Source organism: Albidovulum sediminis, from assembly GCF_025380365.1.
Classification (GTDB): Bacteria; Pseudomonadota; Alphaproteobacteria; order Rhodobacterales; family Rhodobacteraceae; genus Albidovulum; species Albidovulum sediminis.
The window spans coordinates 74,139-88,586 of the sequence record NZ_JAOCQF010000001.1; the positions used below are offsets into that span (position 1 = coordinate 74,139).

At 67.4% G+C, this 14,448-nt stretch carries 13 protein-coding genes; 5 read left to right on the forward strand and 8 right to left on the reverse strand.

Features of this window, described 5'->3' with window-relative positions:
• Window positions 1-46 precede the first annotated feature (46 nt).
• The 5 genes from N5I32_RS00340 to N5I32_RS00360 form a co-directional block, all read right to left on the reverse strand.
• On the reverse strand, window positions 47-3,274 hold the full coding sequence (locus N5I32_RS00340) for an efflux RND transporter permease subunit (RefSeq protein ID WP_261493405.1): 3,228 nt from the start codon (window positions 3,272-3,274) through the stop codon (window positions 47-49).
• On the reverse strand, window positions 3,271-4,236 hold the full coding sequence (locus N5I32_RS00345; RefSeq protein ID WP_439648166.1) for an efflux RND transporter periplasmic adaptor subunit: 966 nt from the start codon (window positions 4,234-4,236) through the stop codon (window positions 3,271-3,273). Before N5I32_RS00345 ends, N5I32_RS00340 begins: the two co-directional genes overlap by 4 nt.
• 19 nt (window positions 4,237-4,255) lie before the next feature.
• A complete protein-coding gene (locus N5I32_RS00350; RefSeq protein ID WP_261493406.1) occupies window positions 4,256-4,456 on the reverse strand; it encodes a YgaP family membrane protein in 201 nt (66 codons plus the stop codon).
• A 136-nt stretch (window positions 4,457-4,592) separates the two neighbouring features.
• The gene (locus N5I32_RS00355) at window positions 4,593-5,882 is read right to left on the reverse strand and encodes an NAD(P)/FAD-dependent oxidoreductase (protein ID WP_261493407.1); all 1,290 of its coding nucleotides are present in this window, start codon (window positions 5,880-5,882) and stop codon (window positions 4,593-4,595) included.
• A 164-nt stretch (window positions 5,883-6,046) separates the two neighbouring features.
• A complete protein-coding gene (locus N5I32_RS00360; protein WP_261493408.1) occupies window positions 6,047-6,391 on the reverse strand; it encodes an ArsR/SmtB family transcription factor in 345 nt (114 codons plus the stop codon).
• A 59-nt stretch (window positions 6,392-6,450) separates the two neighbouring features.
• On the opposite strand from N5I32_RS00360, the gene N5I32_RS00365 reads away from it, so the two are divergent.
• Window positions 6,451-7,824: a glycerate kinase type-2 family protein gene (locus tag N5I32_RS00365; RefSeq protein ID WP_369414208.1), complete on the forward strand. Its 1,374-nt coding sequence runs from the start codon at window positions 6,451-6,453 to the stop codon at window positions 7,822-7,824.
• Here N5I32_RS00365 and N5I32_RS00370 read toward each other — a convergent pair.
• The gene (locus tag N5I32_RS00370; protein ID WP_261493409.1) at window positions 7,821-8,315 is read right to left on the reverse strand and encodes a flavin reductase family protein; all 495 of its coding nucleotides are present in this window, start codon (window positions 8,313-8,315) and stop codon (window positions 7,821-7,823) included. The genes N5I32_RS00365 and N5I32_RS00370 overlap by 4 nt on opposite strands.
• Before the next feature lie 80 nt (window positions 8,316-8,395).
• Window positions 8,396-8,545 (reverse strand): hypothetical protein, encoded by a 150-nt coding sequence (locus N5I32_RS00375; RefSeq protein WP_261493410.1) that lies wholly within the window; start codon window positions 8,543-8,545, stop codon window positions 8,396-8,398.
• 305 nt (window positions 8,546-8,850) lie between these two features.
• On the opposite strand from N5I32_RS00375, the gene N5I32_RS00380 reads away from it, so the two are divergent.
• Window positions 8,851-9,888 (forward strand): DUF475 domain-containing protein, encoded by a 1,038-nt coding sequence (locus N5I32_RS00380; RefSeq protein ID WP_261493411.1) that lies wholly within the window; start codon window positions 8,851-8,853, stop codon window positions 9,886-9,888.
• A gap of 198 nt (window positions 9,889-10,086) precedes the next feature.
• Window positions 10,087-10,917 (forward strand): 2OG-Fe(II) oxygenase, encoded by an 831-nt coding sequence (locus N5I32_RS00385; RefSeq protein WP_261493412.1) that lies wholly within the window; start codon window positions 10,087-10,089, stop codon window positions 10,915-10,917.
• A gap of 51 nt (window positions 10,918-10,968) precedes the next feature.
• Here the strand turns inward: N5I32_RS00385 and N5I32_RS00390 are convergent, their stop codons facing one another.
• On the reverse strand, window positions 10,969-11,298 hold the full coding sequence (locus N5I32_RS00390) for a YegP family protein (protein ID WP_261493413.1): 330 nt from the start codon (window positions 11,296-11,298) through the stop codon (window positions 10,969-10,971).
• Between the two features lie 450 nt (window positions 11,299-11,748).
• On the opposite strand from N5I32_RS00390, the gene N5I32_RS00395 reads away from it, so the two are divergent.
• The gene (locus N5I32_RS00395) at window positions 11,749-12,258 is read left to right on the forward strand and encodes a hypothetical protein (protein WP_261493414.1); all 510 of its coding nucleotides are present in this window, start codon (window positions 11,749-11,751) and stop codon (window positions 12,256-12,258) included.
• Window positions 12,255-14,444 carry a NosR/NirI family protein gene (locus N5I32_RS00400; RefSeq protein WP_261493415.1) on the forward strand — a complete coding sequence of 730 codons (2,190 nt, stop codon included), beginning with the start codon at window positions 12,255-12,257 and terminating at the stop codon, window positions 14,442-14,444. The genes N5I32_RS00395 and N5I32_RS00400 overlap by 4 nt, the downstream gene beginning before the upstream one ends.
• Window positions 14,445-14,448 lie beyond the last annotated feature (4 nt).

The window sequence follows — 14,448 nt, forward strand, 5'->3', positions numbered from 1 at the left end:
CAGCGGCGGGGCTGGCGAGGCCCGCGCGCCGCACCGCAAGCCGAAGTCAGGTCCGCAGCACCCGGTAGAGCGCGGGGATGACCAGAACCGTCAGCGCGGTCGAGGACGCAAGCCCGAACAGAAGCGAGATCGCCAGCCCCTGGAAGATCGGGTCGGTCAGGATCACCGCCGCCCCGATCATGGCCGCCAGCGCGGTCAGGAGGATCGGCTTGAAGCGGATGGCGCCCGCCTCGATCAGCACCTCGGTCAGCGGCCGGTCTGGCGTGCGCGCATGGCGGATGAAATCGACAAGCAGGATCGAGTTGCGCACGATGATGCCCGCCAGCGCGATGAAGCCGATCATCGAGGTGGCCGAGAAGGGTGCGCCGAAGGCCCAGTGGCCCAGCAGGATGCCGATGAAGGTCAGGGGCACCGGCGTCAGGATCACCAGCGGCACCTTGAACGAGCCGAACTGCGCCACGACAAGGATGTAGATGCCCAGGAGCGCCACGCCGAAGGCCGCGCCCATGTCGCGGAAGGTGACCCAGGTCACCTCCCACTCACCGTCCCACAGAAGGACCGGGGCGCTGTCGTCCTCGGGCTGGCCATGCAGCGCGATCTCCGGCTTCGTGAGGCCCGTCCAGTCCTGCGCCTCGAGCGCGTCGGAAACGGCGAGCATGCCGTAAAGCGGCGCCTCGAATTCGCCGGCCAGTTCGGCGGTCACCATCTCGGCGGGCCTGCCGTTGTGGCGGAAGATCGGGAACGAGGCGCGTTCCTCGGACTTGGTCACCACGTCGCCCAGTTCGACCACCCCGCGTGCGCCTGGCAGGACGTTGGCCGGGATCGGCGTGGTCAGGAAGCGTTCGTCCAGCACCCGGTCGCCCTTGGCGCGCTCCATCACGATGGGGATGGGTTGGCGGCCCTCGCCCCGGTGTGAATAGCCGACCGTCCGCCCGCCGTTCAGCATGGCGAGCGTGTCGAGCACGTCGGACTCCTGCACCTGGAAGAACTCCGCCGCGTCGGTGGAGACGGTCAGCCGCAGGCGCCGCGCCGGATCGCCGAAGGAATTGTCCACATCGACGACGAAGGGGACCGAGCGGAACGCCGCCTCCACCCTTTCGGCCACCGCGCGGCGCGTCTCTGGGTCGGGTCCGTAGATTTCAGCCAGCAGCGTGGCCAGGACCGGCGGGCCGGGCGGCGGCTCCACCACCTTCAGGCTCGCGCCCACCGGCAGCTTCAGGTCGGCGAGTTTCGCCCGCAGTTCCAGCGCGATGTCGTGGCTGGTCCGCTCCCGCTCGCCCTTGGGCGAAAGGTTGACGGCGACCTCGCCCATTTCCGGCATGGCGCGCAGGTAGGTGTGGCGGACGAGGCCGTTGAAGTTGAAGGGCGCGGCGGTTCCGGCATGGGTCTGGGCCGAGATCACCTCGGGCAGGCTCAGCGCCACGGCGGCGGCGTCCTGCGCGACGCGGTCCGTCTCCTCGACCGAGGTGCCTTCGGGCAGGTCGATCGTCACCGACAGTTCCGACTTGTTGTCGAAGGGCAGGAGCTTCACCGTCACATGCTTGGTGTAGAAGAGCGTGAGCGAGCCGAGCGTCAGGACCAGCACCAGCCCGAGGAAGCCCCAGCTGCGCGCCTTGGAGGCGAGGATCGGCCGCGCGACCGCCCCGTAGCCGCGCCCGAGCGCGCCACCCGGATGGCCGTGCGCGTCGCCGTGGCCATGGGCCGACATGTCGGCGCGCCCCGCGACCTTCAGCATCAGCCAGGGCGTGACCATGACTGCGACGAAGAAGGAAAAGATCATCGCGGCCGAGGCGTTGGCGGGAATGGGGCTCATGTACGGCCCCATCAGGCCGGAGACGAAAAGCATGGGCAGAAGGGCCGCGACTACCGTCAGCGTGGCAACGATGGTGGGGTTTCCGACCTCGGCCACCGCGTCGATGGCGGCCTGCCGCCGCGACCGCCCGTCGGCCATGGCCCAGTGCCGGGCGATGTTCTCGATCACCACGATTGCGTCGTCGACAAGGATGCCGATGGAGAAGATCAGCGCGAACAGCGACACCCGGTTCAGCGTGTAGCCCATGATCCACGAAGCGAAGAGCGTGAGAAGGATCGTCACCGGAATGACGATGGCGACCACGAACGCCTCTTTCCGGCCGATCGTTGCCCAGACCAGCGCGATGATCGAGATGGTGGCAAGGCCGAGGTGGTAGAGCAGTTCGTTGGCCTTCTCGTTGGCGCTTTCGCCGTAGTCGCGGGTGATCTCGATCGCGACATCGTCGGGGATGAGCCGGCCTTCGAGCGCCTGGGTCCGGTGCAGGATCTCCTCGGCCACCACCACGGCGTTGGCGCCCGCGCGCTTGGCGATGGCCAGGGTGACGGCCGGGACGCGCAGCGTGGCCTCGCCCTCGCGGGTGACGGAGGCGACGATGTGTTCCTCGGCGCCGGAGACGAAGCTCACCTCGGCCACGTCGCGGACATAGACCGGGCGGCCGTCGCGCGTGGTCAGGAGAAGGTTGCCGATCTCCTCGGGCGAGCGCAGCGTCTCGCCCACGGCAAGCTCGATCTGCTCGCCGCCGTCGCGCAGCCGCCCGGCGGGAAAGGCCGCGTTGGCGCCCTGCACCTTGCCGGCCAGCTGTTGCAGCGTCATGCCGTAAAGCGCCAGTTTCTCCGGGTCGGGGGCGATGCGCAGCCGCTCGCTCGTCTCGCCGACGATGTAGGTCAGGCCCACGTCTTCGATCTTGGCGATCTCGGTCCTGAGTTCGCGCGCGATCCGGGTCAGGTCGTTCGCGGTCATCCGCCTCGCCGCCTCGGGCTTCGGCGTCAGCGTCAGCGACAGGATCGCCACGTCGTCGATGCCGCGCCCGACGATCAGGGGTTCGGGGATGCCGACCGGGATGCGGTCCATGTTGGCGCGCAGCTTTTCATGCACGCGCAGGATCGCCGCGTCGGAGGAGGTGCCGACCAGGAACCGCGCCGTCACCATCACCTGGTCGTCGCGGGTCTGGGAATAGACATGTTCGACCCCGTTGATCCCTTTGACAATGGTTTCAAGGGGTTCGGTGATCAACTTCACCGCGTCCTCGGCGCGCAGGCCGTCCGCGCGCAGGTGGATGTCCACCATCGGGACCGAGATCTGCGGCTCCTCCTCCCGCGGGAGGGAGACGAGCGCGACAAGGCCGAAGACGAAGGCGGCGACAAGGAACAGGGGCGTCAGCGGCGAGGTGATGAAGGCACGCGTCAGCGCCCCGGCAAGGCCGGGTTTCAGGGGGCCCGGTTTCTGGGGCTCGGGGCTCACGGCGCCACCACCCTGTCGCCGGGCACGAGTCCCGTCAGCACCTCGATCATCTCGGCGCCGTCAAGCGACACCGCCTCGCCCAGAACCACGGCGCGTTCGCGGCCGTCCTCCAGCGTCACGAAGTCGATGCCGCCCCGCGTTGCCACGGCGCCTTCCGGCACCAGAAGCGCGGTCCGGCTGCCCACCGGCAGCGTGACCAGCAGGCGCAGCCCCACATAGGCGGTGGCCAGCCCCTCGACATCGACATCGGCGATGACGCGGCCGTTCTCGATCTGGGGATAGAGTTTCGCGATGCGGCCCCGCGCCTCGCCCGCGTCGGTGGCGATGCCAAGTTCCGCGCCCTCCTCCAGCGTGCCCGCATGGCGTTCGGGGATGGCGAGGCGGAGGAAGAAGCCGCCGCCGCCGATGGTTGCGACGGGTTCGCCCGGCAGGATCACCGCGCCCCGCGTCACCGGCACGGTGAGCACCCGGCCGGCGGCAGGCGCGAGCACCTGGCCCTCGGCGGCCTGCTGTTCCACGACCGCGCGCTGGGCGCGGGTGGCGGCGATCTGGCCACGCGCGACATCGACGGCGGTGCGCAACTGGTCAAGCCGCTGCACCGTGGCCACGCCACGCTCCACCAGTTCCTCGCCGCGCTTCAGTTCGGTTTCCGCGGTCGCCAGTTGCGCCTGGAGCGCCGCGATCTGCGCATCGAGTGCTGCGATCTGGAAGGCGATCTTGTCGTCATGCACGCGCGCAATCTCCTGCCCGGCCTCGACTGCATCGCCCTCCGACACGGAAAGCTCCGTCACCGTCCCGCCAATGCGGGCGCGGGCGGGCACGGTCTCCTTCGCCTCGACGCGGCCGTAGACGGGTTTCCACTCCGTCACCGGGCTTGGCTCGATGGTGATCGTCTCGGCCAAGGCGGGAACGGCGAGAAGGGTGGAGGCTGACAGGGCCTGAGCAAAGAGGAACGCGCGCAAGGTTCGGTCCTTTCCGGGGTCAGAAGGCGCAGCCGCGCTTGACGCCGAGTTTACGCAGAATTCCCGCGGCTGGACAGAAGCCGGTGAACGCCGATTGCAGCATGTTGGCGCCGACGAAGGCGGTCAGCCACATGAAATAGGGCGACACCCACAGGGTCAGGGCGAGTGAGAGAAGGATCATGCCGCCGGCAAAGGCGAACATCACGCGGTCGATGGTCATGGGAAGCTCCGATGGGATGAGTTAATACATTCGTAAATGTGAATGTATTGTGGGAATTGCAAGCCCTTTCGTCACGACCCCGCCCGATCCTTGCCAAGATCCGGCGGGGCAGGGGGTGCCCAGGGCCATTCGGGGCCTATTCGGTCTCCACGCTGATTTCCTTCAGCTTCTGGATGCCAAGGACATGCAGCGCCAGCCGTTCGTAGAAGCCTTCGGCCTTGCCGGTGCGGACCTTGTGGAGAAAGTATTTCTCGAACCCGATCTTTGCGGCATGGACCCACTTGCCGGACGACGACCAGTTGACGTTGCGCGGCGGGATCTGCGGCTGGGCAACAAAGGCCACGCCACCATCGCCGAAATCGGCCAGGCAGACGGCGTTCCAGGTGCCCTCGGCATTGGGCTCCTTGCCCTCGATCAGGCGGGCGATGTTGTGGGTTGTCGCCGTGACCATGCTTTCGATCATGAAGCCGGTTTTCGGCACACCCACCGGCACCGGCGTCTTGCCCATCGGCGGGATCGCCACGCAGACGCCGACCGAGAAAATCTCGGGGAAGGCGGGGTTGCGCTGGTGCTTGTCGACAAGGATGAAGCCGCGCGGGTTGGTCAGCCCCTCGATCCCCCGGACCGCCTCGACACCGCGGAAGGCGGGCAGCATCATGGTGAAGGTCTGCGGGATCTCGTGGGTCTTCGCGACGGTCCCGTCCTCGGCGATCTCCGAGACGTGGAGCTTGTCGGCCTCTACCCTGTCGAGCTTGGCGTTGCAGATCCACTTGATGTGATGCTGCCGCAGTTCGCTTTCCAGCAACCCCTTGGTGTCGCCCACCCCGTCAAGGCCGAGGTGGCCGATATAGGGTTCGGAGGTGACAAAGGTCATCGGCACCCGGTCGCGCACCTTGGCATCGCGCAGCGCCTTGTCGAGGATGAAGGTGAACTCGTAGGCCGGGCCGAAGCAGGAGGCGCCCTGAACCGCGCCGATCACCACCGGGCCGGGGTTGGCCACCAGCCGGTCGAACGCCTCCTTCGCCTGAAGCGCGTGGCTGATGTGGCAGACCGACTGGGTATGGCCGGCCGGGCCGAAGCCCTCGATCTCGTCGAAGGCAAGGTCGGGGCCGGTCGCGATCACGAGGTAGTCGTAGCTGACCTGCGCCCCGTCATTCAGCTCGATGCGCTTTTCCTGAGGATGCACGCGCTTCGCGCCCTGCGCGTGAAGGGTGATGTTGCGCTTGGCAAGGACCGGCGCGAGGTCGACGCTGGTCGCCTCCTCGGTGCGCCAGCCGACCGCGACCCAGGGGTTCGAGGGTACGAACTGATAGGTCGACCCCTTGTTGACGACGCTGATCCGGTGCGCCTTGCCCAGCTTGTCGGCCAGTTCATAGGCCATGATGGTGCCGCCGAGTCCGGCGCCGAGAACGACGATATCTGCCATGTTGATCTCCCCCAAGGCCGGTCGCGCCGGCAAGCCTGAACGTGCGGCCGCAAGCACGGCGCATCTGGAAAGGATAGACCCATGCGGCCCGTCCGGAATTGATCCGGATCAAAAGAGATATATAAAAGTATGAATATGAGGTCCGGCTTCGCCGCTGGGCTGTCCTAGGCGTCGGGCGCGGCGCAGAAGAGACCGTAGAGCGTCTTGACCAGTTCGGCCGCGCGCTTGTCGGCGATGGCGTAGTAGATCGTCTTGCCGTCGCGCCGGCAGCCGACGAGTCCCTCCACCCTCAGCCGCGCGAGTTGCTGGCTGACCGCCGCCTGGCGCATTCCCAGCCGGTTCTCCAGTTCGGTGACCGAACATTCGCCCTCGGATAGGTAGCACAGGATCATCAGACGCCCTTCGTGCCCGAGCGCCTTGAGAAGGGCCGCCGCCTCGGTGGCGCGCGCCATCATGTCTTCGGCCGTCACCGGCGATTCGTCCGCGCGCTCGATCACTTCCGTGGTCATCGACCCTTCTCCCGTCCAGGCCCCCTGCGGGGGAGCCTGTCATATAGGGCAAATCCGATATGAAATCGACCCTCTCGCGCGGGAATTCGGGCTCTCTGGGGTCGGGCGGTCGCGAAGATATGGCGAAGTGGCGGTTTCCGGCTGGTCATGCCCTGCCGATCGGCGATGGTGGGCGCATGGACGAAGACGGCATTCACACCCTGCGCGCCCGTGCCCGCGCGATCTTCGACGCGGGCGTTGCCGCGGCCGATCCCGGCCGCGCGGTGGCGGGCTGGCTTGCGCGCGGCGAACTTGCGCCGCCGGGTCCGGGCGGGCGCGCTGTCGTCATCGCCGTTGGCAAGGCCGCGCTGCGCATGGCCGAGGCGGCGCAGGCGACCCTTGGCCCGGTCGAGACGCTTGTGGTCACCAACTACGAAAACGCCGTGCCGCATCCGGGAATGACGGTGCTGGCGGCGGGCCACCCGGTTCCCGACGCGAACGGCGCTGCGGCCGCGCAAGAGGTGCTGGCCCGGCTGTCCCGCGCGGGGGAAGCGAACCATGTGCTGGCGCTCGTCTCCGGCGGCGGATCGGCGCTGCTGCCGGCGCCCGCCGACGACATCAGCCTGGCCGACAAGGCCGAGGTCAACCGCCTGCTCCTGGCCTCCGGCGCCGGGATCGAGGAGATGAACCTGGTCCGCCAGAACCTTTCCCGGCTGAAGGGGGGCGGCTTTGTCCGCGCCGCGTCCCCCGCGCGGGTCACCGCGCTGATCCTGTCGGATGTGGTGGGCGACGACCTGCGCGTGATCGCGTCGGGGCCGACGGTCGCGCCGATCGGCGGGCGCGATGCTGCGCGTGCGGCGCTGCGCGCGCGCGGCCTTTGGGACCGGCTACCAGACGCAGTCCAGCGCCACCTGTCTGCGCCCGAGCCCGAGGCGACCCCCATGCCGGCCGCGCGGAACGTTCTGGTCGGGTCGAACGCGCTCTCGGTCGCGGCGATGGTCGCTGCCGGGGCGGTGGCCCATCCGCACCCCCTGGTCGGCGATGTCGCCGATGCGGCGGCCGAGGTGCTGGAGGCGGCCCTTGCGCTTCAGCCGGGGCAGGCGCTGGCCTTCGGGGGCGAGACGACCGTCACCCTCAGGGGCCATGGACTCGGCGGGCGCAACCAGGAACTGGCGCTGCGCGTGGCGCTGGCTGCCGCGGGCCGCGGCCTTTCGGGGAACTGGGCCTTTCTGGCCGGAGGCAGCGACGGGCGCGACGGCCCGACCGAGGCCGCGGGCGGGCTTGTCGATGCGGGCACCGCGGGGCGGATCGCGGCCGCCGGGCTCGACCCCGCCGCGCTGCTCGCCGACAACGACTCGAACCGTGCGCTGGCTGCGGCAGGCGATCTCGTCATCACCGGCGCCACCGGCACCAATGTCGCCGACCTCGCCGTCTTCGTGCGCGCCGGCACCTAGCCGTGATGGATGAAGTCGCCGTAGCGCCCGCGCCAGAGCAGGAGCGGGTCGCCGTCGCGCATGGTCGCGCGCAGCGCCCGTCCGACAAGAATCGCGTGATCGCCTCCGTCATGCTGCGATTCCGCGGCGCAATCTATGCGCGCCAGGCAGCCGGGCAGGACGGGCATACCCTCGGGCGTGCGCTGGTCCCCGAAGGCGCTGAAATCCCCGCCCGAGCGTGCAAAGTGGCGGCAGACCGACAACTGGTCGGCGGCCAGCACATGGATGGCATAGTGCCGGGCGCGCAGAAAGCTCTCGAATCGCTCCGAGCGCCGGGCCGCGCACCACAAGACCAGCGGCGGATCGAGCGAGACCGAGGTGAAGCTGTTGGCGGTGATTCCGACCGGGCCGCGTTCTCCAAGCGCGGTAACCACCACCACGCCGGTCGCGAAATGTCCCAGAACATCGCGAAACGCGCGCGAGCCTTCCGGGGTGATGGGGATTTCCTGCATGTCCTGTCGCGCCGTCGGAAGCCTTGGTTCCCGAGGGAAATCACAAATCGCGCGGCATGACCACCCGTTGTGAACCGCCGTCAGACGTCCTCGACGCCCGTGTCGATCAGCCAGCCGCCGGGGCCGGCGATCCGGTCGGGCAGGGACAGGATCATTGCCTCGCGCAGGACGGCGCAGACCAGCAGGCTCATCACGATGTCGTCAAATGTGATCTGGGCAAGGTACTGCATCGGCTTCTCCGATCTCCGGTCTTGTCCATCCTCGCGCCAGAACGGGGCGTCAGTTTGACCCGGAAAAGGTAAAATGCCGTTCAATTCGTGCCCCAATGCCGCCCTTTGTGGCCCCGGGACGGCGAAATCCCACAACTTTGCCCCAATCGGCGCCGCGGACGGCACGGCAGACGGCGCGGCGGATCGCTGTAGCGGGGCAGGCACGCAGCCCTGCCCAAATTGCCCGATTGTCCCGTCGTGGCTTGCCCGCGGGAAGCCGGACACTTATGTGGCTAGGACCAAACGCCTTCCAGCCCGAGAGAGACATGGCCTCGACACTATCCCATTTCCGCTGGGCGTTCATTGTCACCTTCGCGGGGCTTCTCGGGACCTTCTGGCTGGGCTGGAGCTACAATCACAATCTGGGCGGGGCGCTTTCCTTCTTCGTCATCGGGCTTGTCCTTGCCGCACTCGAGATTTCGCTCTCCTTCGACAATGCCATCGTCAATGCCAACAAGCTGAAGGACATGACGCCGGTCTGGCAGAAGCGGTTCCTGACCTGGGGCATCCTGATCGCGGTCTTCGGCATGCGGATCATCTTTCCGCTGCTCATCGTCGTGGTCGCGGCCGGCATCGGGCCCTTCGCCGCGCTGCACCTTGCCGTCGCACGCCCGGATGAATACGCCCGCATCGTCGGCGACGCGCACCTGACCATCGCGGCCTTTGGCGGCACCTTCCTGATGATGGTGGCGCTGCGCTACTTCATCGACGAGGGCAAGGAGGTGGACTGGATCCGCACGCTCGAGTGCCAGTTGCGTCGCTGCGCCTCGGTGCGCGGGCTCGAGATCGGCTTCGTCCTGTCGGTGGTGCTCCTCTTCGCCACCGTCCTGCCTGAGGCCGATGTCGCCCCGTTCCTCTTTGCCTCGGTCGCAGGCCTGCTGACCTTCCTCGGGGTCGAGGTCATCGGCCATTTCCTCGACCGCGGGGAAGCCGTGGGGCTGGCAGTGCGCGGGGGCCTTGGCGCGTTCCTCTATCTCGAGGTGCTCGACGCCTCGTTCAGCTTCGACGGCGTGATCGGCGCCTTCGCGCTGACCCACAACCTGTTCCTCATCGCCATCGGCCTTGGCATCGGCGCGATGTATGTCCGCTCGATGACCATCATGCTGGTCGAGAAGAAGACCCTGGCCGAGTTCCGCTATCTTGAGCACGGGGCCTTCTATTCGATCCTCGTCCTCAGCGTGGTCATGTTCGCGCAGACTCTGATCCACGTGCATGAACTGATTACCGGCCTTCTCGGCGCGGGCTTCATCGGCGTGGCGCTCATCTCCTCGATCCGGCACAACCGGCGCGAAGACGTGGCCTAGGCCGGGGTGTCGCGGCGCGCGGCACGTCGGTTGCCTGTCGCGGGAGCGCGGACGGCGGCTGAACAATCGCAAAGATCTTCCCGGATTGCGGGAGAATCGACGCCAATCGCGGCCCATCTGCGCATTCCCCATGACAGCGCGGCATGACCGGGGCATGTATCAGGGCTACTGCACAGTGCCCTTCGCCCGGAGTCCGACATGCCCACCGCCGTCTACCCGCTTGATCCCGTGACACTCGTGGCCCCGTCCGATGCCGCGCGCGAGGCGGCCAGACCCCACGCGGCGGCCTATCAGAGCCAGACCCCCTACCATCACGGCGGCTTCGATAACTTCCTGCCGCCCGAGATACTCGAACGCGTGCGCGAGGAGCTGAAGGAGTTGCCCGAAGCCGAATCGAGCTTCGACCGCGATCAGGAAAAGCTGAAGTTCAGCTACCTGCCGGAGCGTCTGCCGCCTTACTCGCGCGCGCTGTTCCATGCCCTGAACTCGCGCGCCTTCATCCTGTTCCTGGAAGAGCTGACCGGCATCCAGGGCCTGATCCCCGATCCCTACTACATGGGCGGCGGCATCCATGTGGTCCGCAACGGCGGGCACCTCGACATCCACGCCGACTTCAACCACCACGGCAAGATGAACCTGGAACGCCGGCTGAACGTCCTCATCTACCTGAACAAGGACTGGAAGGAGGAGTGGGGCGGCTCGTTCGAGATCTGGGACCACGAGATGAAGCACAAGGTGAAAAGCTTCGTCCCGCTGTTCAACCGGATGGTCTGCTTCTCGACCGGGTCGGACACCTGGCACGGCAACCCCGAGCCGGTGAACTCGCCCACCGGAGAGCCGCGGATGTCGATCGCGCTCTACTACTACACCGCGACCTGGGGACCGGACCGCAAGGAACACACGACGCTGTTCCGCCCGCGCCCGGGCACGCAGGACAAGGCCGACCGCAAGGTGGCGAGCATGCAGTTCTGGCAGGACATCCTGCCACCCGTTCTGTTTCGCAAGATCGTCTGGAAGATCTGGGGCTGAGCGACCCGGATCGGCGGCGGGGTCATGCGCCCCGCCGGCCGCAAGGGTGTGTCAGATTTCCGCGACAGTCGCGTCGGGGGCGTTCTTCCTGACCGACTCGATCCCGTTGTCGCGGGCGGATTCGCTCTCGTAGCTTTCGCTGGTGCCGACCACCTGGCCGTTGGTGGCCTTGAGGTTGAACATGTGCTTGCCCGACTTGGTTTCCTTGCGCTCGAAGCGTGCCTCTGTCGCCGCGTTGCGCCGGACGGATTCGATCCCCTTGCGGGCGCTGGCCATCGTCTTGTAGCCCTCGCTCGCGAGGATGGTCTGTCCGTTGCCTGCCTTCAGACGAAAGCGGAACTCGCCGCCGTTGTCCTTGTAAAGCTCGAACTTGCCTGCCATCGCACTTCCTCCCGTTGACTGATACGCTTTGGTTTCCCGATCCCTCGCGGGGCGGCGTCTCCACAACCGGAAGACTGCGTTACAAGTCGGGGCTTGGCAACCCGGATGATCGGGTGGGCTTCGATTGTGCGCCGCCGCATCCGGGGCAGCGCGCCGTGCCCGCTGACCTGATCCCGGCCCGATTCCCGAAACGGGCCCTGATACGGGCGGCGTGTCGCGCGGGCGCTTATCCTTTTGAGCGGGTGGACAGGCGGGTGCGATCCGTACACCCTGAAAGACGGCACGGCATCGGGCGGATCGTTCGATGGGACAAGATGTCCTGACACTTGTCCCGATTGCCGGGGTTCTTCATCTGCCGGCCGCACGGGCGCCGGCACTGCGTTCACAAAGCGGATTCGGAAGTTGACTATTATCAAGGATGTGTCCGGCCATCCGCGGCATTCGGGGGCCATGAAACGCGCGACAAGGCCCTTTCTGATTCTGCTGACCGTGGTGGCGCTCTGCCTCTACGGGCTGGTGGCGTCTGCCGGAAGGCTGTCGGCCGGAACCGCGTTCGAAATGGTCATCTGCGCCGAGGATGGCCCTGAAACGATCTGGCTTGATGCCGGGGGCACGCCCGTCGAGGCCCCCGCCAAGACCCCGGCAAAGTGTTGCGACTGCCAGGACTGCCTGTCTTTCGCCCCTGCCGCAGTGCTGACGCGCGTCTTCGCCGCCCCGATGCGGCTCCCGGTACCGTCCCGCGCCGCGACGTCCCTCCGCACGATGCCGATCGCCCATCCTGCCCTGACCCTGCCCCTGTCCCGCGGCCCCCCGACCCATCCGGCGGATGTCGCGACCCTTTCGCCTGCCCGCGCGGGCCATGGGTTCGGGGCGTCCGTGTCGCCGGCTCCGGTGTCCGTTGAGGACAACGGCCACGGCGCTGCACAAGCCTGTCGGGCGAATCACGAGGTTGCCCGATGACCGTCTTCTCCCGCCTGTTCCTTTCGCTCGCCCTGGCCGTCATCCTGGCCTTCCCGCTGCGGGCGGAGCCCTTCCTTCCCACCTATCTGAAGGACGTTGCCGCCGCCGACCTCGTGCCGGGGGCCGAAGGCTACGGCGCCATCCGCGACGACATGCCCGTGGCGCCGATCCTGAAGGGTGGCGAAACCGTCGGCTGGGCCTTCATCACCTCCGACTTCGTGTCCACCACCGGCTACTCCGGCAAGCCCATCCATACGCTCGTGGCCGTGGACCCCGACGCAAAGGTGATCGGTGTCCGGCTGGTCAAGCATTCCGAACCCATCGTCCTCATCGGCATTCCCGACGCGAAGATGAAGGCCCTGGCCGAGGGTTATGCCGGGCTCGACCTCGTGGCCGAGGCGCAGTCGGGCGGGACGTCGCATGAGCTCGACATCATCTCGGGCGCGACCGTCACCGTGATGGTGATCGACGATTCGATCGTGCGCTCCGGGCTCAAGGTGGCGCGCGCGCTGGGGCTTGGCGGGCTTGCCCCCGACACGGCCGCCAAGGGGCCGCAGTTCGAGTTGAACCCCGAGGCCACCGCGCCCGGGGACTGGATAACGCTTGAGGGCGACGGCACGCTGCGCCGGCTTGCGCTGGACGTGGGCCAGGTCAACGCCGCCTTCGCGGCGCTGGGCGATCCGCGCTCGGAAGCGCGCGCGCTGACCGAGGCGCCCGAGACGACCTTCATCGAGATGCAGGCCGCCCTCGTCTCGCACCCCGCCATCGCCGCCGCCGTCCTGGGTGAGGCAGAAGCGAGGAACCTCGGATCATGGCTTGCCGCCGGGGAACACGCCATCGCCATCGTCGGGCGCGGGCTCTACAGCTTCAAGGGATCGGGCTATGTGCGCGGCGGCATCTTCGACCGCATCGTGCTGATCCAGGACGATGTCTCGGTGCGCTTCCGCGACCGGATGCACAAGCGCATCGTCGCCCTCGCACCCGCCGACGCGCCTGCCTTCACCGAGGCCGACCTGTTCAAGATCCCGGCCGACGTCGGCTTCGACCCGGCCAAACCCTTCCGCATCCAGCTTCTGGTCCAGCGCGAGGTCGGGCCGATCGAGAAGCTCTTCACCACCTTCGATCTCGGCTACCAGTTGCCGCAGAAATACCTGCGCGCGGTCGCCCCCGCCGCCCCGACCGAGGCCGCAGCGGCCGTCGCGGAGGTGGCATCGCAGGATGAAACCGCGGCGCACCAGGCGCTCTGGAAGCGGATCTGGCTCGACAAGAAGGCCGCGATCGTGGTGACGGCTGCGATGCTCGGCGTGCTGACGCTCGTCTTCTTCTTCCAGAGCTTCGCGACCCGGAATGCCCGCGCCTTCTTCTGGTTCCGCATGTCCTTCCTGACGGTCACGCTCGTCTTCCTCGGCTGGTATGCCAATGCGCAACTGTCGGTCGTCAACCTCATGGCGCTGTTCGGGGCGCTGGTGGCGGGCTTCTCATGGCAGGCGTTCCTGCTCGATCCGCTGACCTTCATCCTGTGGTTCGCGGTCGCGGCGGCGCTGTTGTTCTGGGGACGCGGCGCCTATTGCGGCTGGCTCTGCCCCTTCGGCGCGCTGCAGGAGATCACCAACCGCATCGCCCGCGCGCTCCATGTTCCGCAATGGACCCTGCCCTGGGGCCTGCACGAACGGCTCTGGCCGATCAAGTACATGATCTTCCTCGGACTGTTCGGCGTGTCGCTGATGAGCATCGAACAGGCGGAGCATCTGGCCGAGGTGGAGCCGTTCAAGACCGCGATCGTGCTGAAGTTCGTGCGCGCCTGGCCCTTCGTCGCCTATGCCGCCGCCCTTCTCATGGCCGGGCTCTTCGTCGAACGCTTCTACTGCCGCTATCTCTGCCCGCTTGGCGCCGCCCTGGCGATCCCGGCGCGGCTGCGCATGTTCGACTGGCTGAAGCGGTACCGCGAATGCGGCAACCCCTGCCAGACCTGCGCCAACCAGTGCCCCGTTCAGGCGATCCATCCGACCGGAGAGATCAACCCGAACGAATGCGTCAACTGCCTGCATTGCCAGGTTCTCTACCAATCCAAGACCATCTGCCCGGTTGTCATCAAGAAGATGAAGCGTCGCGATACCGTGGGCACGGCAGCGCCGCGCGACCTGACCGGGCATCCGAATTCACCCAGATCCCAACCTGCTGAATGAAAGG